General features: G+C 65.5%; 20 protein-coding genes. 4 read left to right on the top strand and 16 right to left on the bottom strand.

Annotation, left to right across the window (positions count from 1 at the left end; translation table 11 throughout):
- Positions 1-14: 14 nt before the first annotated feature.
- The gene (locus tag EV580_RS11255; RefSeq protein WP_133691268.1) at positions 15-1,301 is read left to right on the top strand and encodes an amidohydrolase family protein; all 1,287 of its coding nucleotides are present in this window, start codon (positions 15-17) and stop codon (positions 1,299-1,301) included.
- 79 nt (positions 1,302-1,380) lie between these two features.
- Positions 1,381-2,610: an HNH endonuclease gene (locus EV580_RS11260; protein WP_133691269.1), complete on the top strand. Its 1,230-nt coding sequence runs from the start codon at positions 1,381-1,383 to the stop codon at positions 2,608-2,610.
- Positions 2,611-2,663: 53 nt separating this feature from the next.
- On the opposite strand, the gene EV580_RS11265 is transcribed toward EV580_RS11260, so the two are convergent.
- The 12 genes from EV580_RS11265 to EV580_RS11320 all read right to left on the bottom strand — a co-directional run bounded on the left by EV580_RS11265 (position 2,664) and on the right by EV580_RS11320 (position 15,743).
- Positions 2,664-3,869, bottom strand: a complete 1,206-nt coding sequence (locus tag EV580_RS11265) for a cytochrome P450 (RefSeq protein WP_133691270.1) — start codon at positions 3,867-3,869, stop codon at positions 2,664-2,666.
- Positions 3,866-5,068, bottom strand: a complete 1,203-nt coding sequence (locus EV580_RS11270) for an acyl-CoA dehydrogenase family protein (RefSeq protein ID WP_133691271.1) — start codon at positions 5,066-5,068, stop codon at positions 3,866-3,868. Before EV580_RS11270 ends, EV580_RS11265 begins: the two co-directional genes overlap by 4 nt.
- Positions 5,069-5,082: 14 nt before the next feature.
- A complete protein-coding gene (locus EV580_RS11275) occupies positions 5,083-6,321 on the bottom strand; it encodes an amidohydrolase family protein (protein ID WP_133691272.1) in 1,239 nt (412 codons plus the stop codon).
- Positions 6,318-7,511 carry an acyl-CoA dehydrogenase family protein gene (locus EV580_RS11280; RefSeq protein WP_133691273.1) on the bottom strand — a complete coding sequence of 398 codons (1,194 nt, stop codon included), beginning with the start codon at positions 7,509-7,511 and terminating at the stop codon, positions 6,318-6,320. Before EV580_RS11280 ends, EV580_RS11275 begins: the two co-directional genes overlap by 4 nt.
- Before the next feature lie 12 nt (positions 7,512-7,523).
- Positions 7,524-8,561 (bottom strand): acyl-CoA dehydrogenase family protein, encoded by a 1,038-nt coding sequence (locus tag EV580_RS11285; protein WP_133691274.1) that lies wholly within the window; start codon positions 8,559-8,561, stop codon positions 7,524-7,526.
- Complete coding sequence (locus EV580_RS11290) at positions 8,562-9,389, bottom strand: amidohydrolase family protein (RefSeq protein WP_133691275.1); 828 nt, start codon at positions 9,387-9,389, stop codon at positions 8,562-8,564. It lies immediately after the preceding gene.
- Positions 9,386-10,996 (bottom strand): acyl-CoA synthetase, encoded by a 1,611-nt coding sequence (locus EV580_RS11295; protein WP_133691276.1) that lies wholly within the window; start codon positions 10,994-10,996, stop codon positions 9,386-9,388. Before EV580_RS11295 ends, EV580_RS11290 begins: the two co-directional genes overlap by 4 nt.
- Positions 10,997-10,999: 3 nt before the next feature.
- Positions 11,000-12,208, bottom strand: a complete 1,209-nt coding sequence (locus EV580_RS11300; protein WP_133691277.1) for an amidohydrolase family protein — start codon at positions 12,206-12,208, stop codon at positions 11,000-11,002.
- A gap of 13 nt (positions 12,209-12,221) precedes the next feature.
- Positions 12,222-13,064 (bottom strand): enoyl-CoA hydratase, encoded by an 843-nt coding sequence (locus tag EV580_RS11305; protein ID WP_133691278.1) that lies wholly within the window; start codon positions 13,062-13,064, stop codon positions 12,222-12,224.
- A gap of 78 nt (positions 13,065-13,142) precedes the next feature.
- A complete protein-coding gene (locus EV580_RS11310; protein WP_133691279.1) occupies positions 13,143-14,150 on the bottom strand; it encodes a dihydrodipicolinate synthase family protein in 1,008 nt (335 codons plus the stop codon).
- 21 nt (positions 14,151-14,171) lie between these two features.
- The gene (locus tag EV580_RS11315) at positions 14,172-14,969 is read right to left on the bottom strand and encodes an SDR family NAD(P)-dependent oxidoreductase (protein ID WP_133691280.1); all 798 of its coding nucleotides are present in this window, start codon (positions 14,967-14,969) and stop codon (positions 14,172-14,174) included.
- A 12-nt stretch (positions 14,970-14,981) separates the two neighbouring features.
- Positions 14,982-15,743 (bottom strand): crotonase/enoyl-CoA hydratase family protein, encoded by a 762-nt coding sequence (locus tag EV580_RS11320; RefSeq protein ID WP_133691281.1) that lies wholly within the window; start codon positions 15,741-15,743, stop codon positions 14,982-14,984.
- Between the two features lie 173 nt (positions 15,744-15,916).
- Here EV580_RS11320 and EV580_RS11325 point away from each other — a divergent pair, with 173 nt between their 5' ends.
- The gene (locus EV580_RS11325) at positions 15,917-16,651 is read left to right on the top strand and encodes a TetR/AcrR family transcriptional regulator (RefSeq protein ID WP_133691282.1); all 735 of its coding nucleotides are present in this window, start codon (positions 15,917-15,919) and stop codon (positions 16,649-16,651) included.
- A 12-nt stretch (positions 16,652-16,663) separates the two neighbouring features.
- Here the strand turns inward: EV580_RS11325 and EV580_RS11330 are convergent, their stop codons facing one another.
- The 4 genes from EV580_RS11330 to EV580_RS11345 form a co-directional block, all read right to left on the bottom strand.
- Positions 16,664-17,839: a thiolase family protein gene (locus EV580_RS11330; protein WP_133691283.1), complete on the bottom strand. Its 1,176-nt coding sequence runs from the start codon at positions 17,837-17,839 to the stop codon at positions 16,664-16,666.
- A gap of 72 nt (positions 17,840-17,911) precedes the next feature.
- Positions 17,912-18,781 carry an enoyl-CoA hydratase/isomerase family protein gene (locus EV580_RS11335; RefSeq protein ID WP_133691284.1) on the bottom strand — a complete coding sequence of 290 codons (870 nt, stop codon included), beginning with the start codon at positions 18,779-18,781 and terminating at the stop codon, positions 17,912-17,914.
- Positions 18,782-18,791: 10 nt separating this feature from the next.
- Entirely contained in the window at positions 18,792-19,562 is a 771-nt protein-coding gene (locus tag EV580_RS11340) for a FadR/GntR family transcriptional regulator (protein ID WP_133691285.1), read from the bottom strand.
- Positions 19,563-19,564: 2 nt separating this feature from the next.
- Positions 19,565-20,215, bottom strand: a complete 651-nt coding sequence (locus EV580_RS11345) for a hotdog family protein (RefSeq protein ID WP_133691286.1) — start codon at positions 20,213-20,215, stop codon at positions 19,565-19,567.
- A gap of 90 nt (positions 20,216-20,305) precedes the next feature.
- Between EV580_RS11345 and EV580_RS11350 the strand changes: the two genes are divergently transcribed.
- Positions 20,306-21,118 carry an enoyl-CoA hydratase/isomerase family protein gene (locus tag EV580_RS11350; RefSeq protein WP_133691287.1) on the top strand — a complete coding sequence of 271 codons (813 nt, stop codon included), beginning with the start codon at positions 20,306-20,308 and terminating at the stop codon, positions 21,116-21,118.
- Positions 21,119-21,129 lie beyond the last annotated feature (11 nt).

A 21,129-nucleotide genomic window follows, 5' to 3' on the forward strand; every position in this document is an offset into this window, starting at 1 on the left:
CGAAAGGAACGGCCATGCGCAAAGAGGACATGATCCTGGTCAGCGTCGACGACCACATTGTCGAGCCGCCCGATATGTTCGCCAACCATCTGTCGAAGAAGTACATCAACGAGGCTCCTCGCTTGGTGCACAACCCCGATGGGTCGGACTGCTGGCAGTTCCGCGATGTGGTGATCCCGAATGTCGCGTTGAATGCGGTGGCTGGTCGGCCCAAGGAGGAGTACGGCCTGGAGCCCCAGGGTCTCGATGAGATCCGGCCGGGCTGCTACAACGTCGACGAGCGGGTCAAGGACATGAATGCCGGGGGCATCCTCGGCTCGATGTGCTTCCCGTCGTTCCCCGGTTTCGCCGGCCGGCTGTTCGCGACCGAGGATCCGGAGTTCTCGCTGGCGCTGGTGCAGGCCTACAACGACTGGCATGTCGAGGAGTGGTGCGGCGCCTATCCGGCCCGGTTCATCCCGATGACCTTGCCGGTGATCTGGGACCCGGTGGCCTGTGCCGCCGAGATCCGACGCAACGCCGCCCGCGGCGTGCACTCGCTGACGTTCAGCGAGAACCCGGCAGCCATGGGCTATCCGAGCTTCCACGACTTCGACCACTGGAAGCCGATGTGGGACGCCCTGGTGGATACCGACACCGTGCTCAACGTGCACATCGGGTCCTCGGGCCGCCTCGCCATCACCGCGCCGGATGCGCCGATGGACGTGATGATCACGCTGCAGCCGATGAACATCGTGCAGGCCGCCGCCGACTTGTTGTGGTCGCGCCCGATCAAGGAATACCCCGATTTGAAGATCGCCCTGAGTGAGGGCGGCACCGGCTGGATTCCCTACTTCCTGGAGCGCGCCGACCGCACCTTCGAGATGCACTCGACCTGGACCGGGCAGGACTTCAAGGGCAAGAAGCCCTCCGAGGTGTTCCGCGACCACTTCCTGACCTGCTTCATCTCCGATCACGTTGGCGTGCAACTACGTAACGACGTCGGCATCGACAACATCTGCTGGGAAGCCGACTACCCGCACTCGGATTCGATGTGGCCCGGCGCGCCTGAGCAGCTCGACGAGGTGCTGCGCGAACACAACGTGCCCGACGACGACATCAACAAGATGACCTACGAGAACGCGATGCGCTGGTACCACTGGGACCCCTTCACCCACATCTCGAAGGAACAGGCGAATGTCGGTGCGCTACGCAAAGCCGCTGAGGGACACGATGTGTCGATCCAGGCGCTGAGCAAGCACGACCACGGCGCGTCCGATCCCAACGCCGCACTCAAGGCGGCGATCGCATCCCAGCGGTGAGCTAGGGGGATGTTGGCAGGTGGGCAATCAGTTGCGTGCCACACTTGACATCGAACATATGTTCGAATAATCTGAATGCATGAACGCCGCAACCGCGGAACTCATCCGGATCGCCGAGGAACTGCGTGATCTGGAGCTCGATGATGGTGACGTGATCAGTGAACTACGGGCAGCACTCGCCGTGGTTCATCTCGCCGATCACCGAGCTGCAATGCTGGCCGGCGCTCTGGCACGTCTGGATGTCGCGGCCCGCGGCGGGAGACGACCGCGAGAAGTCCTGATGGCGTTGGGGTGTGCACCGTCGGTAGCCCTGCGGATGCTCCGTGTCGGCGCTGCTGCCGAGACGTTGCCGGTGGTAATGGCCCACGCCGCTGATGGAGCGTTGTCCGGCGAACATGTGGATGCAGTGGTCAAGGGCGCCAACCATATTCGGACACGGTCGGCAGAGCCGGTCGATGAGGACGCCCGGTATCGACATCAGGTCGACCTGTTGGGCCAAGCTCTGTCCAGGGCCACTCCGGCCGAGATCGCTGATCGGGCAAGGAAGCTGGGCAACCAACTCGCCGAGGAGCAGGATGGGTTACCGGCGGCCGAGGACCGCTCGACCAACGAAATCCACTGCGTCAAAACGAGCGAGGGGCGCTGGCGGGTACGAGGGGATCTGGACGCCGAAGTGGGCGTCAAACTCGCCGCCGCCTTGGAGGAGGGGTCGGCACCACGCCCCGAGCCCGACGGCACACCCGATCTCCGGCCTGCCGAGCGACGCCGCGCCGATGCCCTGGAAGCGGTACTCGACACCGCCTCGCGCGCCGGTGACAGCGCCTCACCGCCGCGCACGCAGTTGTTGTTGACCGTGCCTGCCAACACCCCCGATGCTGCAGAGCTCGAATTCATGGGACCGATCAGCCTCGCCAGCCTGAGCAGGTTGTCCTGCGATACCAGCGTCACCACGATCATCGTGGACGGACACCAGGTGCCCCTCGACATGGGGCATGACAAACGCCTCTTCCCAGCAAATCTGCGCAAGGCGCTGTATCTGCGGGATCGGTGTTGTATCAAGTGCGGTGCCCCTGCCAGCAGGACCCATTGTCACCATATTCAGCATTGGAGCCACCAAGGCGAAACCAGCCTGAACAACGGCTGCCTACTCTGCCCGGGCTGCCACACAGATGTCCACCACAACGGCTGGAACGTCATCCTCGGCTACGACAAACATCCGTGGCTCATCCCGCCCGCAACGGTCGACCGAGAGCGAACACCATTGCCCGCATACAACCGGCGCACCATGCGACTCGACGATGCCGCCTAGCGGTCAATACTGAAAACTACAGTGTACCTTGATAATTCCACAGAGATACGGGGTCAGCTCAACACCTTGACCGGCACGTTGCTCCAACCGGCGACGTTCTGCATGTTGACTCGCTTGCAGCCGGCGAAGTCCACCTCGAAGCGGGGCATGAAGTCGAGCATCTTGTCCAGTGCGATGGCGCTCTCCAGGCGTGCCAGGGCCGCGCCCAGGCAGCTGTGGATTCCGTAGCCCAGTCCCAGATTCTGGGCCTGGGTGCGGTCACGATCGATGTCGAAGCGGTCCGGGTCGGTCCACGCCGCGCCGTCCCGGTTTGCCGATCCGCCGACCAGGAAGACCGGCTTGCCCGCCGGAATGGTGACGCCGTGCAGCGTGACCTCGCGCAGCGAGCAGCGAACGTTGTACTGGGCCGGAGCCTCGTAGCGCAGGAGTTCTTCGACAGCCAGCGGAATCTTGCCGCGGTCGCGCTGCAGGATCTCCCACTGGTCGGGGTTCTGCGCGAACACCACCGCGGCATTGCCGATCAACTTGGTGACAGTCTCCGCACCGGCGCCACCCAATAATGTTGCGAATTCGGTGATCTCGATATTGTCCAGCGGCTCCATCTGGCCGTCTTCGCGTTCGATCTCGGCACAGATCAGCTTGCTCAGCAGATCGTCACCCAGATCATCACGGCGCTTCTTGATCAGCCGGAAGTAGTAGATGGCCATGTCGACGGCGGCCTTCTGACCCGCCTCGGTCATCTCGACGTCGCCGTTCTCGCGGTGCAGCAGTTCATCGATCCATAGCCGGATCTGCTGGCGGTCCTCGGCGGGAACCCCCTGCATGGAGGTCATGACGTCGACCGGGAACAGCGCCGAGAAGTCCTGCACGAAGTCGAACCCGGACGGGTCGACGGCGGCAAGATGCTTGTCGACCAGCTCGATGACCAGCGCGCGCTGCGCCTCGATCGCCCTGGGGGTGAACACCTTGTTGAGCAGGCTGCGCATCCGCCGGTGCGCGGGCGGGTCCATCGCGATGATCGATCCGTGCTTGGTGACCTCGCCCGTGCGCACCTGACCGAGGTCCACGCCGTATGCCGAGGAGTAGGTTTCAAAGTCCTTGAACGCCGCCGCAACATCGTCATGCCGGGTCAGCGCGTAGAAGTCGTACTCCTGGCTGTAATAGACAGGGGCCTCATCGCGCATCCGCCGGTAGGTGTCGTACGGGCTGACGAAGAAGTCTTCCGAGAACGGATCGAAGACCACCGATGTCGTCGTCATGTGGCGGTCGAGACCTTCTTCGCCGGCGGTGAATAGTTCGGCTTCCCGAGTCCGAGGACGTGCTGCGCGATCATGTTGCGGAACACCTCCAGCGTGCCGCCATAGATCCCGAACAGCGGCGCGAACCGGAAGGCGTACTCGGATGCGCCGTTGTCGGCCGCCCCATCGGTGTCGACGGGCAATACCGACGCCGCACCGGCGAGATCCATCAGATCCGGTGCGATGTCACGCATGGCCTGCGCCTGCGCCACCCGGCCGAAAATGCTTGGCGTAGAGAGGGATGCCTCCAGCCGAGCCGCGGCGCGACCGAGCCGGTAGGCGACCGCCCCGTCGTCGACCATCCGTGTTCCCGACGGACCGGTTTGTCCGACCCGGGCGGCGACGGCATCGACGGCGGCCGCCATCACGCCGGCCTGATGGGCCATGATCGACACGTCGGAGAGCCCGTCAGCTTCCGTGGGCGCCGCACCGTGTTCGGCGTCCAGCGGTCCGCGCAGCACCGTCCAGCCCCCGTTGGCTTCGCCGAGCAGATACTTCTCATCCACCCGGACATCGGTGTAGTACACGATGTTGGTGCGATCGCCGTCGACCGTGCGGATGCCCTGGATTTCGATACCCGGCGTATCGAGCGGCACCAGAAACATGCTCAGGCTCTTGTGCTTCTGCGCATCGGGATCGCTGTTGGTCAGCAGGAAGACGTACTGGCAGTTGTGTGCACCGGTGGTGAACATCTTGGACCCATTGATGACCCAGTGGTCGCCGTCGCGCACGGCACGCGTCTTGCAGGTCGCGACATCCGAGCCGCCCTCAGGTTCGGTGTAGCCCAAGCACATTCGCGCGGTGCCGTCGAAGACCCTGGGCATCACCTCGGCGACCAGTTCCGGTTTACCGAAGGCGGCGACCGCCCTGGCCACCATCACCGTGGTCCCCCATGTCACCCACGGCACATGTGCCCGGCGACGTTCGAGATCCCAGATGCGACGCTGAACGCGACTGAATCCGGCGTCGGTGCCGGTGTTGAATTCCTGCTCCAGATATCCGCGGGCGCCCAGAGCCAGGTGCACACCCTCGTCGAAGTTGTCCCCGGTCTGCCGATCTCGCAGAATGACTTCGGGCGTGACCAGGTCGGAGAGAAATGCCCGCAGCTCGCGCTGGAAGGTTGCATCGTCGGCGCTCAGCTCGACTTCGGTGAAATCCATGACGGCTCCTCGGATCAGGACGGGACGGCTAGCACCGGCGGCTCGGCGGCGGCCGGGTCCGGGTTGGCCAGGGGCAGCCCCATGAAGCGGCGGGCGTTGTCGCCCATGAAGTCATACGTCCGGCGTTCGTCCATGCCTTCGGCGTACTTCCAGAAGCCGCGTGGCTCGGCGAGTCCCTCGGGGTGCGGATAGTCCGACCCGAACAGAACCTTGTCCCAGCCGACGGTGTTCACCACATCCGAGACGCTGCCCTCCCAGAACGGGCTGACCCAGATGTTGCGCCGGAACACGTCGTGCGGGTGCTCGGGGAAGTTCTGCGGCATCTTCTTGGCCAGGTCTTCGAAGTCGTTGAACAGCGGGAAGATCCAGGAGCTGCCGTTCTCGACACTGGCGATCCGCAAGCGCGGGAACCGGGTCAGCGTGCCGTGGCAGATCAGGCTGGTGATCATGTCGGCGATCTCGCGATGGCCAAGCACCATCCACCGGAACGCGCTCATCGCCATGAAGTTCTGCGTGTGCGGCGGCTCCCACTTGCCGACATAGTCGTCGAGCGGCGGGTAGCTGGCGTGTAGCACGATCGGCAGGCCGGCGGCCTCGACATCGCGCCAGAACGGATCGAACTCCGGTAGCGCCGGCGAACGCCAGCCGTGCACACCGCGGACCGGCCCGGGCTTGATCAGCGCGACCTTGGCCCCCTGGGACAGGATGTACTCGAGTTCCCGTTGCGCGCCATCGACTTCGGAGAGGTTGATGATCGGAGTCGAGAACACCCGGTCGTCGTACACGTACGACCAGTGTTCGGCCATCCATTGATTGAGGGCGTGGATGATGGCCAGCGTGAGCTCGGGATCGTCGGCCGAAGAATGCTCGACGAGGCTGGCCAGCGTCGGGTAGTTGAGTGCTTCGACGACACCCTGGCGGTCGAGTTCGGCGATCCGGTCCGCCGGGTGCTTGGTGGCAGTCGGCGCTTCGATTGCGGGGCCCTGCATTTCGCGCAGCGTCAGCCCTTCGGTGTTCTCGCCGGCAAAGAACTTCTCGTGCGCACCCGGAGCGGCGACCCGTTCGAACGTCGGGTTCGGGATGAAATCGCTGACCCGGTTGTTGATCACCAGCCGGGTCTGCCTACCCATCTGCGCATATTGCACCGCATACCGGTAGCGCTCGGGCAGATACCGGGTGAGCGCTTCGGGCGTCTCGTACATGTGCTGATCTGCATCGAAGATCGGCACATCGCGCAGCTGCGGGTCGGTCATGATGCCTTCTTCACCTGGGGTGCGTAGGCCGGCTTGCCCAGCCCGAGAACGTGTTGGCCGATCATGTTGCGGAACACCTCCAGCGTGCCGCCGTAGATGCCCGACAGCGGAGCGAAGCGGTATACGTACTCGGACGCCCCGTCGTCGGCGGCACCGTCGGTCTCCACCGGAAGTGCGGCCGCCGCACCGAGAATGTCCATCAGGTCCGGGGAGATATCCCGCATCGTCTGCGCGATGGCGACCCGCCCGTAGAGGGTCTGCGAGCTCAGGGCGGCTTCCATCCGAGCCGCGCTGCGACCCAGTCGGTAGGCCACTGCACCGTCGTCGACGGGACGGCTGCCATTCGGGCCGGGCCGGCCGACGTTGGCGGCCACCTTGTCGACGGCGGTAGCCATGAAATTGGCCTGGTGCATCATGATCGACACGTCGGCCAGCCCGTCGGCGGCCGCGGCGACCGCACCGTGCTCGACGGACAGCGGTTCCCGCAGCACGGTCCACCCGTCGTTGACCTCGCCCAGGCGATACTTGTCCTCCACCCGCACGTCGCTGTAGTAGACGATGTTGGTGCGGTCACCGTCCACTGTGCGGATGCCCTGGATCTCGATCCCCGGGGTGTCCAGCGGAACGAGGAACATGGTGAGGCTCTTGTGTTTCGGCGCCTCGGGGTCGGTATTGGTCAACAAGAAGACGTACTGGCAATTGTGCGCGCCAGTGGTGAACATCTTCGATCCGTTGATGATCCAGTGATCGCCGTCCCGCACGGCACGGGTCTTGCAGGTGGCCATGTCCGAACCACCCTCGGGCTCGGTGTAGCCGAGGCACAGCCGGACCTGTCCGCTGAAAACCTTCGGCAGCACTTCGGCCTTGACTTCCTCGGAACCGAAGCTGTTGACCGAGCGCGCCACCATGGCGGTGGTGCCCCACGTGACCCACGGGACATGAAAGCGCCGCTTCTCCAGCTCCCAGATGCGCCTTCGCGTCCGAGTGAACCCGCCCTCGGCCTGCGTCTTCCACTCCGCCTCGAGGTATCCGGCGGCGCCCTGCGCCAGGTGCACCGCCTCGTGGAAGTTGTCACCGGTCTCCCGGTCGTGCCGGATCACTTCGTCGGTGACGTGCTCCGTCAGAAAGGCCCGGACCTCGTCGAGGAAGCCTTGATCCCCGGCGTCGAGCTCGACGCGTGAGAAATCCATTGCGGTTGTCTCCTAGGCAGTTTCGCGGTCGGCAAGGATGTGCGCGATCTGCTTGGCGCTGGCACCCGGATCGCCGGCGGCCAGCGGCCAACCGCGCGCCCGCACCAGGTAGGCGGTCGCGGCTGCCTCCGACGAGACCCCGAGACCACCCTGGATGTGCACGGCCATCGTGGCCGCCTTCGATGCTTCATCGGCCATGAACACGAACGCCGACGGAGCCAGCTCACGGCGCGCATCGGGCTCGTTGTCGAGGAACCATGCGGCCCGCCGGGACAGGTTGCGGCCGCCCTCGACGGTGATCACCATGTTGGCCAACGGGTGGGAGATCGCCTGCAGGGTCGAGATGGGCACACCCAGCGTGTAGCGCGACTTGGCGAACTCGGCGGCGATGGTCATGGTCTCCTCGACCAGCCCGACCAGGGCCGACGCGGTCAACAGGCGCCACTCATCCAGTGCCCGGCCATATTTGGCGAGGGCTGCTTCTCCACTACCGAGTACCGTGCGGGTGTCCGCGGCCGCGGGATCCACCCAGGCCATCGGCAGCCGACCGATGTTGTCAACCTTCGCAGGCCGGGTTCCGAAGGTCAGCAGAACCACATCGTCGCCATCCCGGACGACGATGTGATCGGCGATCGAACCGGTGGGGATCAGCCGCGTCCCTGCGGCGCTGTCCAGAGATGCGTCGAGTCCGACGATCTGGCTACCACTCATGATCTCGTCGGACAAGGCACCCAGCTCGGCGAGCAGACGGGCGGCACAGACGTGGTCGATCCACGGCACCGGCGCCAGCGAACGGCCGAGCTCCTCGGCGACCAGGGTCAGGTCCACCAGGGTGGCACCGTCGCCTCCGGCCGACTCCGGCACGCCCATCGTGGTTGCACCCATGGCGCACAGGCGTTCCCACAGGCTCTTGTCGAATCCGGTGGCCTCGGCGGCTCGCACGGTGTCGATCGGGCTGTGGGTCTTGAAGAACTGCCGGTAGGCGTTCTGCAGATCCTTATGATCCTCCGAGAGGCTGTAGTCGAGCCTGCGCAGTTCGTAACGGTCCATTCAGCGCTCCCTGAAGAAGAATTCGTTGGCGTTGTTGTAGAGATAGTTGTCCATCACGTCGGCAGGCAGGTCCAGGGCCAGGGCCTCGGGCACCACCCGCTGCATCCGCAGCACCGGGAAGTCAGATGCGAAGATGATCTTGTTCTTGCCGCGGGTGCGCATGTAGTGCAACAGGCTGTCCGGCAGGCGTTTCGGTGACCACGCCGATGTCATCAGTCGGAGATTCTCGTACTTGATCATCAGCCGGATCGCGACGTCCCACCAGGGGTCGGCACCGTGAATCATGCACAGCCGCAGCTCGGGGAACCGCACGCATACCCGGTCGAGGTGGATCGGGTTCTGCACCTCACCGGGGATCGGCGGCCCCGGCAGCCCGGTGTTGACGCACAGCGGCAGTTCCAGCTCCGCGCACTTGGTATAGAGCGGGTAGTACACGGCATCACTCGGGGGGTATTGACCGTCTCCCCAAAAGCTCGGCCCTACAACGGCATAGGCGACCGGCAGGTCGGCAGCGATCGCGGCCAGCTCGCGCAGCGCCGGGATGGGCCGCAGCAGGTTGACCCCGCCCATCGCCAGCGCGAAGCGGTCAGGGTGCGCGTCGACGAACTTGCGCGCTGTCACCGACGGCTTCACCAGTGAGTCCATCAAAATGGCCCGCTGGACCCCGTGGGTGTCCATCTCATCGAGGAGCGCGGCCAGATCGATCGGGTCGTACATCGACGCCGGCCCCTTGAAGTAATCGTCGCGCACCTTCTTCATGAAGGTGGGCTGGTTCTCCGTCTCGCCGAAGTGAACGTTGGCCAGACAATCTATGACTCGGTGCGTCATGAGAGCGAAACCTTGCTGGCGGCAGTTTCTTTGGCCCAGCGGTAGTCGGCCTTGCCGTTACCGAGGCGCTTGACCTGTTCGACGACGATGAACTCCTTCGGTGCTTTGTACCGGGCCAGCTGCTCGGTGCAGTGATCATGTAAGTCGCCGTGCGCAACCTCGTCGTGCAGTGCGACCAGCGCCACGATCTCTTGACCCCATCGCTCACTGGGCCTGCCCACCACCAGGGCGTCGGCGACACCGGGATGGGCGCGCAGCACTTCCTCGACCTCTTCGACGAAGACCTTCTCCCCACCGGTGTTCACCACTAGTGAATCTCGACCGAACAGGCGCAACGTGCCGTCCGGTGCCAGCGAGCCGCGATCACCGGAGATCACCACCCGCGCGCCGTCGACCTCGGGGAACGTCTTCTGTGTGGCATCCGCGTCGTCGAAATAGCCCAGCGGGATCCGCCCCGCGCGGGCCACCCAGCCGACCTGGTCCTCACCGGCGTCCAGGAATCGGCTGTAGTCCTCGGCGAGAACCAGTGCGCCTTCGCGTAATTCGAAGGTGTCCTTGTGTTCGCCGCGCATGCTGCGGCCGAAGCCGACATTGCCGGTCTCCGACGACCCATAGCCGTTGATCAAGATGATGTTGGGCAGCAGTTCGAGCAGTGCGTGCTGATGCTTGGGGTTGGTGGCCGCTCCCCCGGTGGCCAGCGCGAACAACGAGGACAGGTCGTAGTCGCCGCGCTGCAGCTCCTCGACGAGCGGGGCGGCGTAGGCGTCGCCGACCATCGTCATCATGCCGACCTTCTCCCGCTGCGCGGTGGACAGCACCCGCTGCGGGTCGAATTTCGGTGAGTCGTAGAGCACGACGGTCTGCCCGTTGAGCACGGCGGCGAACGCCGTCCACATCCCCGCCGCGTGCATCAGCGGGGACACCGCGAACCACGGCGCACCCGGAGTGCCGAGCTTGTCGTGGATTTCGGTGACCGACTCGTGGTCGGCACCGTTCATCGAGATGGCATAGGTGTCGGCCTGGCGCCACATGACCCCTTTGGGTCGGCCCGTCGTCCCGCCGGTGCAGATCATCAGCACATCGTCCGGTGAGGGCGCGATATCGGCGTCCTGATCGCCCTGTGCCAGAGCGTCTTCCAGATCGACGGCGTCTGAGAGGTCGGCAGCGCCGCTGCCGTCGTCGATCGAGATCAGCAGCTCGGCGCTCTCCGGCGGCAGCACGTCGGCGAATTTGGCGCCCAGCGACCGGTGGTAGATCACCCCGCGCGGTTTGACGTAGTCGAGCAGTTCGGCGACTTCGCGGGGCGTGTAGTGATGGTTGACGTTGACCGGCACCACCCGCGCCTTGAGGCACCCGATGACCATGTCGGGGTAGAGGTCGTTGTGCATGATGAGCGCGATCCGGTCCTGGCCGCACTCCCAGTTGCGGAGCTCGTCACGCTCACGGTGCGCCCCGAAACCCTTGCCGGCCAGGAAGTTCGCCAGCCTGCGCGTGCGATCTGCCGAGTCGGCGTAGGTGCTGGTGCGGTCACCGCAGATCGTCATCGGCCGGTCGGGGATAACCTCGGCGATGGCGTCGAGCACCGCGCCGATCGTCCATTCGGGCATCGCTCAGGCCACCGAGGGTACCGAGATGCCGAGCAGGTCCAACGCGTTGTCCCGCATGACCTTTCGGGTGTCGGTGGCACTGAACTCGGGGAACTGGGGAATGTCCGCGGTGAACGCCATCGGATCGGCCAGGCCCTCGCCATGCGGCCAGTCCGAACCGAACAGGATCTTGTCCACGCCGATGGTGTCGGCCAGCAGCTTCACGTCGTCCTCGTAGTACGGCGCGATCCAGACGTTGTTCTTGAGCTGCTCGACCGGGTCTTCCTTGAAGTGGTACGGCGCGGTGTTGGCCGCCTTCTTGAGCCGCTTGATCAGGCGGTAGACGAAGTACGAACCGTTCTCGATGCTGGCCACCTTCAGCTTGGGGTGCCGGGTGAAGACCTGGTGCACGATCATCGACGCCATCGAATCGTGGATGGCGCGGTCGTCGAGCAGGACACTGTCGAGGGGATCCCGTTTCCCGAAGCCCTCGAAGGTCCCGGTGCCACCCCACAGCGCCGAAATGGCAAGGTAGCCACTGTCGGACAGGTGGAAGACCACCGGTACTCCGGCCTCGGCCAGCCGCGCCCATACCGGGTCGTGCAGCGGGTCGCCGAGTGAGCGCGGCTTGACCCGCCCCGGTACCGGTGCCGGTCGAACGCAGACGATCTTGGCGCCCCGGCCGAGCACGAACTCGACCTCTTCCAGCGCGACGTCCGGGTCGGCCAGCGAGATGATCGGTGCGGAGAGGAACCGGTGGTCGGGCCGGTCGAAGCCCCAGTCCTCGTCCAGCCACAGGTTGAAGGCGTGCACCGAGGCCATGGTGGCCTCGATGTCGTGTTTGAGGGCTTCCTCGACACCGCACGCGAATGTCGGCAGCATGAAGACGGTTTCGAGGTTCTGCTTGTCCAGGATCTTCACCCGGGCGTCGCGGTTCTGGTATTCGGGGTGATCGGCCAACCGGTCGACCTTCATCAGCGACCCGGGGTCGACGCCGTCGGGGATCTCGCCGCGGAACAACAGGTCCAGGCAGCCCGGCTCGATGATCGGATCGAACGTCGGGTTGGGGATGAATTGGTTGATGACACCGCCCATGACGGCGAAGGTGCGCTTGCCCTCGGTGAGCATCTGCACGCCGCGGCGCTTGAACTCCTTGGGCAGGTGGCGGGTGAACGAATCGGTCGGCTCGTAGTAGTGATTGTCGACGTCAATCGCCTTGTAATCCAAAGTCATCGGAGTCGTCCTCTCAGCTCAGGGGCGGGAAGTTCGGTGGCCGCTTCTCGAAGAAAGCGGTGATGCCCTCGATGAAGTCGGGGCGTTGCATGGATTCGTGCATGAGTGCCTCGGCCCGCCCGCTCGCGTCAGCCGCCTCGCGCAGCGCGTCGCCGTAAACCTGCCGCTTGATGACGGCCAGCGAGCTGGGCGCACAGTTGGCGGCAATGTCCGCGGCGTATTCGATTGCGCGATCGAGCAATTGGTCGGGTGCGACCACTTCCTTGACCATGCCGAGTTCGAGCGCCTCCTCGGCGTAGAACACCCGGCCGGTCATCAGCAGGTCCAGTGCGGCGCCCCATCCGACGACCTTCGGCAGGATCCAGGAGATTCCGTATTCGGCGATCAGGCCGCGACGGGCGAAGGAGGTGGTGAGCTTGGCCCCTGCCGCGGCGAACCGGATGTCGCACATCAGGGCCTGGGTGAGCCCGATGCCGGCGCAGGCACCGTTGATCGCGGCGATGACGGGCTTGCTCACGGTCGTGACGAACAGCGGATGCCGCTCCCCCACCATCTTGCTGATGTCGGTCTCGCCGTCGCTGTCGACGGTGGCCGAGCTGATCGACGACAGGTCACCCATGTCGGCGCCGGCGCAGAACGCGCGGCCCGATCCGGTGACGACGATCGCCCGGACATCCGGGTCGGCTTCGGCGGCGTCCATGCCCGCGTAGAAGCCGGCGGCCAGGCCACCGCCCCAGCCGTTCATTCGCTCCGGGCGGTTGAACGTCAAGACCGCGACGCCGCTATCGAGAACCTCGTAGAGAACGGCCGGTGCCGCAGCGGAATTCGCGGTGACATCAGCTTGGGTGTCGGTCACCTACGCGTACCTCCCGGAATGGCGCGCCAGCATGCGGATATGTCCATACTGTACACCTATCGGTATCACCTTCCGCAATTAGTGTGCGATGAGCCCGAGCCGCTGGTAGGCCTGCCGAATCTGGGCCTTTCCAGCGTCGGGCAATTCCGTCTGCGGCGGGCGCGAATGCGGATAGTCGCCGATCGGAAGTCCGAGCAGCGAGGCGGCGTATTTAAAGGCACTGCCCCAGTGGGTGAAATAGTCCGGTCGCCCCGGGTAGCAGGTGAACCACGAGCCCATGTCGATGCCGAACTGGTCCAGCCCGGACTTCTGCGCGTAGTCCATCGCCTCGACGAGCTTGTCGGCCCAGACCAGCTCCCAGTATTCGGAGATGATCGGCTGCTGCGGGGTCTCGTGCAGGTAGCCCGCGGTGCCCAGTTGGGCGGGACCGACGATCCCCGCCCGCAACCATCCCGCGCGGTAGACCGTGAGATCGCACTCCCAGATCACCAGCCCGGGTGCCAGCTCATGCAGCAGTCGGCTGCTGCCCGGACGGAACGCACCCTCCTTGGTCGCGCACACCGCGGGGATCTCGGCGTAGATGCGCGCCCCCTCGGCCGGGGTCAGCACGTAGCCCGACGACGGCGAGTTGAACATGCCGAGCGCGATATCGGTGCGATCGGCGACGTACCGGTAGAAGCGCAATACCCCTTCGCCGCCGTGGGTCTCCATCATCGGTGTCTGGATGTAGGCGATGTCGGCGCCCGCTTCTTGAGCGTGCCGGGTGAGCTCAAGACAGTCCTTGGCGGCCGTGGCCGCGGTGCAGGCCTGGACGACGACGTCGGGATTGATCCGCCGCGCTTCCTCGATTGCGATCTCCAGCAACCGCTTTCGCTCATCGAGGGTAAGCGACCAAAACTCGGCGATACCGCTGGTGCACCACAGCATCGGGTGCTTGAGCTCGCCGACGCAGTACCGCACCAACGTCCGGTAGGCGTCCCAGTCGATATCGTCGCCGTCGGTTCCGGCGAACGGCGTGTAGAGGCTGTTGCCGATTCCACGCAATGAGGTTCGCGCCCACTCCCGGGCATCGCGCGCTGTCGCCATCACTGCTCCTTGGTCTCAAGCTCAAGTAAAATCGCTGCCGCCGTCGACGTTGATGTTGGCGCCGGTCATGTACGAATTGCGTTTGGAGGCAAGGAAAGCGACGACCGGTCCGATCTCCTCGGGCAGCCCGGCCCGCGGCAGATGTGCGGGGTGGCCGAAATGCTCGTCGATCGCGGCCATCAGAGCGTAGGGGTCGGAGCCGTCGACTCCGACGGATGCGGCCCAGCCGGTCAGCCCTTCCGACGCGATGCTGCCCGGCGATACGACGTTGACCAAGATCTCGTCGGGCGCCAGCGACAGCGACAGATTCTTGGAGACGCTGGTGACCATCGCCTTGGCCGCGGTGTAGGCCGCCAGCCGCGGGCTCTGCCGTTGGGTGGACTGCGCGGAGAAGTTGACGATGCGCGCCCACTCCGCGGCCCGCAACAGGGGCAGCGCCGCGCGCACACAGCGCACCATGCCCATCGCGCCTTCGTCGATGGCGGTGCGCCACAGATCGTCGCTCAGGTCGTCGAAAGTGCCTTGCACGCTTGGCCCGACAGCGTTGATGAGGATGTTGAGCCGGCCACCCCAGCGCTCGCCGATCTGCTCGAACACCCGCTGCACCTGCGCATCGTCGCCGGTGTCGGCTACCAGGCCGACGGCATCGGGGCTGCCGCGTCCAGCCAGTTCGTCGGCCGCAGCATCCAGCAGCGCCGCCGTGCGGCCGACGAGTGCGATGCGGGCGCCGTCGTCGGCCAGGCACCGGGCGGCGGCCAATCCCATTCCGCGACCACCGCCGACCACGACGGCGGTGGCGTGACCGAGTCCGAGATCCACGGCCGACTTGGCCTACGTGTTGGTCCAATTCGGCGCGCGCTTCTCAGCGAACGCGACGGCGCCTTCGCGGGCGTCGTTGGAGGAGAAGACCGGGATAATGAGTTCCAACTGCTTCTTCCACATCTCGGCCTGGCTCCAGTCCGCGGACTGGATCAGCACGTCCTTGGTGGCGGCGACCGCAAGCGGGCCATTGGCGCTGATCTTCCCGGCGAGCTCGATCGCCCCGGCAAGCGCCCCGCCCTCTTCGGTGAGGACGTTGACGAATCCCCACGCCTCACCCTGCTCGGCCGAGAAGGTCTCGCCGGTCAGCGCGAGCTCGAAGGCCTTCTGGTAGGGGATGCGCTGAGGCAACCGGAGCAGACCGCCACCGGCTGCCACCAGACCACGCTTGACCTCGGGGATGCCGAACTTGGCCGTCTTGGACGCAACCACCAGGTCGGTGCCCAGCACCACCTCGGTACCGCCGGCCACGGCGTAGCCCTCGACGGCCGCGATCAGCGGCTTGCGCGGGGGACGTTCGGTGAAACCGATGCCACGCCCGGGAATGGCCACGACCTCGCCCGCTGCGAATGCCTTGAGGTCCATGCCGGAGCAGAAGTTACCGCCCGCGCCGGTGATCACACCGACGGTCAGGTCGGGATCGTTGTCGAGCTCGTCGACAGCGTCGGCAAGTCCTTGGCTCACAGCAAGATTCACTGCATTTCGCGCCTCGGGGCGGTTGATCGTGATGACCAGAATCCGGCCTTGACGTTCGCGCAACACTGCGTCCGACACCCGTGCTCCTCTATGTTCGCTGGTATCGGTAAAACCTACTATAGGGTTTACAGTAACGGCTAGGGACCAACGGATACGGAGCGGAGACGCAGTTCACACCGCAATGCCCGGTAGATTGCGCTCCGGCCGATTGTGAATACTGGGCGTGAAATCCGAACGGAAGGTGGATAGCAGTGGCCAAGCCAGCGACCGCCACCAAGCGCCCCCGGCGCGAGCGTGGGTCGATCAATCCTGACGACATCATCGCCGGCGCGTTCGAACTCGCCGAACAGGTGTCGATCGACAACCTGAGCATGCCGCTGCTGGGCAAGCATCTCGGTGTCGGCGTCACGAGCATCTACTGGTACTTCCGCAAGAAGGACGACCTGCTCAACGCGATGACCGACCGGGCGCTCAGCCAGTACGTCTTCGCCACGCCCTACGTCGAAGCCGCCGACTGGCGGACGACCCTGGCCAACCACGCGCGCGCGATGCGCAAGACCTTCATGGGCAGCCCGATCCTGTGCGATCTGATCCTGATCCGTTCGGCGCTGTCCCCGCGGGCCGTGCGCGCCGGCGAGCTCGAGGTGGAGAAGGCGATCTCCAGTCTGGTCGAGGCGGGGCTGTCCACCGAGGATGCGTTCGACACCTACTCCGCGGTGTCCGTGCATGTGCGGGGTTCGGTTGTGCTGCACCGGCTTTACGAAAAGAACGTGGCCGCCAACGAGGATGCGCATCCCCTGGAGGACGCGATCATCGGTAACGCCGAGAGCACACCGCTGCTGGCCAAGGTGAGCGGTGAAGGGCACCGGATCGGTGCCGCCGACGAGCGCAATTTCGAGTTCGGCCTGGAGTGCATCCTCGACCACGCGGCCGCGCTCATCGAAGACGGGAAGAAACCCGCCGCGAAGGCGCGCCGCAAGGCCTAGTGTGTCGAGGCCCTAGACCTCGATGATGACGGCGCCGCCCTGACCGCCGCCGGCGCACATCGCCGCGACACCGATGCCGCCGCCGCGACGACGCAGCTCGTAGATCAGGGTGGTGATCATCCGGGCGCCGGACGCCGCGATGGGGTGGCCCAGGCTGCAACCGCTGCCGGAGAAGTTCACCAGCTCCTCGTCGATGCCGTACTCCTTGCACGCCGCGATCGGCACCGAGGCGAAGGCCTCGTTGATTTCCCACAGCGCGACATCGGACGGCTTGAGGCCTGCCCGGTCGAGCACCTTGCCGATGACGGCGACCGCACCCAGGCCGGTGTCGCGGGCGGGCACGCCCGCGGCTCCCCACGCCTTCACGGTGGCCATGACATCGAGTCCGTTGGCCGAGGCGTAGTCGCGCTCGGTCAGGGCGACGGCGGCGGCGGCGTCGTTGGTGCCACTGCTGTTACCCGCGGTGATCGAGAAGCCCTCGATCTCCGGGTGCAGCACCTTGAGGCCGGCGAGCTTCTCGACGGTGGTGTCGCGACGGGGGTGCTCGTCGACGGAGAACTCGGTGACCGAGCCGTCGAACTGCTCCACCTTCAGCGGGATGATCTCGTCGGCGAACTTGCCCGCGTCCTGGGCGGCGACGGCACGCTGGTGTGAGCGGGCGGCCCATTCGTCGAGCTGCTCACGGGTGATGCCGTACGACTGCGCGGTGTTCCAGCCGACCGTGATCGACATGTCGCGGGCCGGTGCATCCGGGGTCTCGACGTGGATGGGCGGCAGCCAGCGCTCTTCGAACTTCAGCTCGGGGCCGGGAATGCGCTGGTTCATCAGCGGCGTCATCGACAGCGACTGCACACCACCGGCGACGAGCACCTTCTCCATACCGGAGCCGATCTGTGCCGAGGCGTTACCGATCGCCGTCAGGCTGCCTGCGCAGTGCCGGTTGACGGCCTGGCCGGGTGCGTTCTCGAAGCCCGCGACCAGCGCGCCATAGCGAGCGAGATCGCCGCCGCCGTAGTGCGATTCGGCGATGATGATGTCGTCGATGGCGTTCGGGTCGATGCCGCCGCGGCGCACGACCTCGGGCAGCACGGCGCCGAGCAGGACCTCGGGCGGCGTGTTGACGAGCGTGCCCTTGAACGAACGACCGATCGCGGTCCGGACGGCACCAACAATGACTGGCTCGGGCATTACGACCTCACTTCGACGTTGAGACGTTACAAAAGTAGCAGGAACTGTAGCGCTGACGGTAAGTGGTCCGCGTCACTCCGGTTCGGGCACGTGGAAATGCTCGTCTCGCAGTCGGAACGCCTCCTTGGTTCCGACCTGCGCCCGGGTCTTGACGAAATTGAACTCCCCCGGCGAGAACTGCAGGTTGGTGCCGTACGCATGGAAGATGTAGCTGGCCACCTCTTCGCCCTGATAGGCCTGGCTCTGCTCAACTAAGCGGAAAGCTTCTTTGGCGATGACGACGCCGTCGGCGGGCATCTTGGCCGTCTTCTCCGCCCAGTACTGCGCCCGTGCGGTCACCTTCTGAGCATCGCAGGTGTCGGTGAAGACGCCGAGGTGCTCGACGTCCCCCGCGGTGATGATGTCGCCGGTCAGCAGCATGCGCCGGGCCAGCACCGGGCCGAGCCGGTGGAAGAACATGTGCAGGCTGCCCAGCGCGGGCCCGAGGAATCGAGTGGCCGGCATCCCGATCTTGGTGTCGCGCGCGATAACTGAGATGTCAGCCATCAGCGCCATCTCAAATCCACCGCCGAGCGCGTACCCGTTGATCTCCGCAACAGTGACCTTCGGAAAGCCCATCAGGTTGTGATAGAAGCCGAATGACTTGCGGTCCACCGTCAGTCGACGACGCTGACTGGGGCGGCGTTTGGCCTGTTCTTCGGACTTGTCGCCGTACCAGCCGTACGCGTTGTTCATATTCGCCCCCGTGGAGAACACGCCCTCGACGCCGCGCAACAGCACGACGGTGAGGTCGTCGTCCTCGGCCACCACATCGAGGTACCGACCCACGGTCTCGCGCATGGCCGCGTCGTAGGAGTTGCGCTGGGCGGGGTTGTTCAGCGTGATCGTGGCGATCCGCTTGTCGCGGTCGACCTCGAACAACACCCGATCGTCGTCTGTCATCGTCTTTTCCTCATCTGGGGTCTGCATTGGAAATGAGCTTGGCCTCAATGGTTCTGTCCCGGCCGAAGGCCAGGGTGTTGCGCCGCGCGGCGGCGAGGTGGTCCTGGGCCAGCCGCACCGCACGGTCGGCGTTGCCGTCCCGGATCGCGTCGAGCATTTTGTGGTGGTCGCGCAGGGCGGCTCGCATGGTCTTGTGTCGCATGGGGTCCGGCTCGTCGCTCCACACCGACGATTCATGTGCCGACCAGATCAGCTCCAGGGACCCGATCAGCAGGATCATCGGCTCGTTGCCGCAGCGGGAGACCAGCGCCTCGTGGAAGCGCCGGGCGTTGGGAACGTATTGCGTGGTGTCCTCGAATTGTTCTTCCTGCCGGTCTATTTCGGCCTGCAGGTACGGAACGACCTCGGTCAGCCGGTCCTCGCGCGCGGCGCACATGCCCGCGCAGATCGGCTCGAGGTGCATCAGTGCCCCACTCACGTCGGCCGGTGTCGACGAACGCGATTGCAGCACCATGCTGATCATGTGGGCCGTGCGATCGGCCGAGGGCAGGTGCACGACAGCGCCGCCCATGTTGCCGCGGCGCACCGACACCAAGCCGTCGATCTCGAGAATGTGGATCGCCTCCCGCAACGCGGGCGGGCTCACCCCGAATTCGGTGAAGAGGCTCTCCTGCGAGGGCAGCACATCACCTTCACGCAGCCGTCCGGACAGGATGTCGTCACGCAACCGGGACGCGACGATCTCGGCGACGCGGGGCTGGCGGATGCGGGGGGTGGCCATCGTCAATCGGTCCTGCGCTGGCCGAACCGGCTGGCCGCCAGCCGATCCTGGTGCCTCGACACGGTGTCGGCCTCGCCGATGCAGAGCACCTTGTCGCCCAGTACCAGCCGGGCGGTGGCGGTGATCCCGCGCTCCCCCTCGGTACGCGCGATGTCAAAAGTCAACTCGGTGTTCAGCGGGGTCGGCTTGCGGTAGCTCACGGTCAGCGACCGGGTCTCGCCGGCCCGCCCGACCGCGCAGCTGTGCTGCTGGATCACGCAGTCGAAGAACACCCCGAGAAAGCCACCGTGCACCAGGCCCGGCGGACCCTCGTACGCCACCGGGAAATTGACCCGGCCCGAGGCTGCGTCGGGGCCCATCTGCTCGAATTGATACTCGGGGAAGCACGGGTTGTACCTGCCGATGTCGAAGGCCCGCTGCACATAGATCCGCTTCGAATCGTCATCGGTGCCCATTCGGGGCGCCGGGTCCGCAGGCAGCGCGGGCACGAGCTCACGCTCCCAGTCCGCGAACTGCGCGACCATGGCATCGACGACGGCGTGAGGCTGTTCCAGCGACACCATCATGGTGGTCAGCCGGCGCATCGCTGCCGCAGCCTCGACCGTCTGCGGCAGCGGCAGTTCACCGAACCGTCGGTCCTCACCGTCGCCCATGTGTCCCCTCGCCGACCTATCCTTGCTATCTTGTACAAGATAGCACTACTGTATGGCTATCCGTAAAGTGGCGGAAGGGCGGATTCTTCGGTGGGTGACGAGGCCCAGTCGGCCGATGGTGTCGTGACGACATCACGGGACGGCGCCATACTGCACATCATGCTCGACCGCACCGGTCGGCGAAATTCACTGAGCCACAGCATGATCGACACCCTTGTCGATGTGCTGGCCAAAGCGGCGAGCGACGACAACTTGCGCGCGGTGCATCTGCGCGGAGCGGGCTCGGACTTCTGCGCGGGCGTGGACTGGGTGGGCTCCAACAATGCCGGCGGCCGTCCGCGCACCGGCGACCTGGTCCGCCGCATTCCACACACCGCGCACCGGGTCATCGAGCTGGTACATACCCTGCATCTGCCGGTGGTGTGCACGGTACGCGGCTGGGCCGCGGGCATGGGTGCCAACCTGGCACTGGCCGCGGACTTCACCGTCGCCGCATCCGACGCCGTGTTCTGGGAGCCGTTCCTGGACAGGGGCTTCAGCCCGGACTCCGGCTCGACGTGGCTGTTGCCCCGGCTGGTGGGCATGGCCCGCGCCAAGGAGATGCTGCTGCTCGGCGAGAAGGTCGATGGCGCGACGGCAGCACAGTGGGGCCTGATCCATCGCGCTGCCGACGACGCCGATCTCGACGCCACCGTCGCCGCCCTGCTGGAGAAGCTGGCGTCGGGTCCGACCGTGGCGATCGGCCTGGCCAAGCAGGCGATCAACCACAGCCAGCACGCCACCCTGAACCAGGCCATGATGCAGGAACTCTTTAACCTCGAACTATCCTGCCGGACATCCGATTTCAAAGAGGGACTGGCGGCGTTCCGGGAACGCCGCGCCCCCGACTTCACCGGTCGTTGAGAGATGAGGGA

This window comes from Mycobacterium sp. BK086 (assembly GCA_004362315.1).
Taxonomy (GTDB): domain Bacteria; phylum Actinomycetota; class Actinomycetes; order Mycobacteriales; family Mycobacteriaceae; genus Mycobacterium.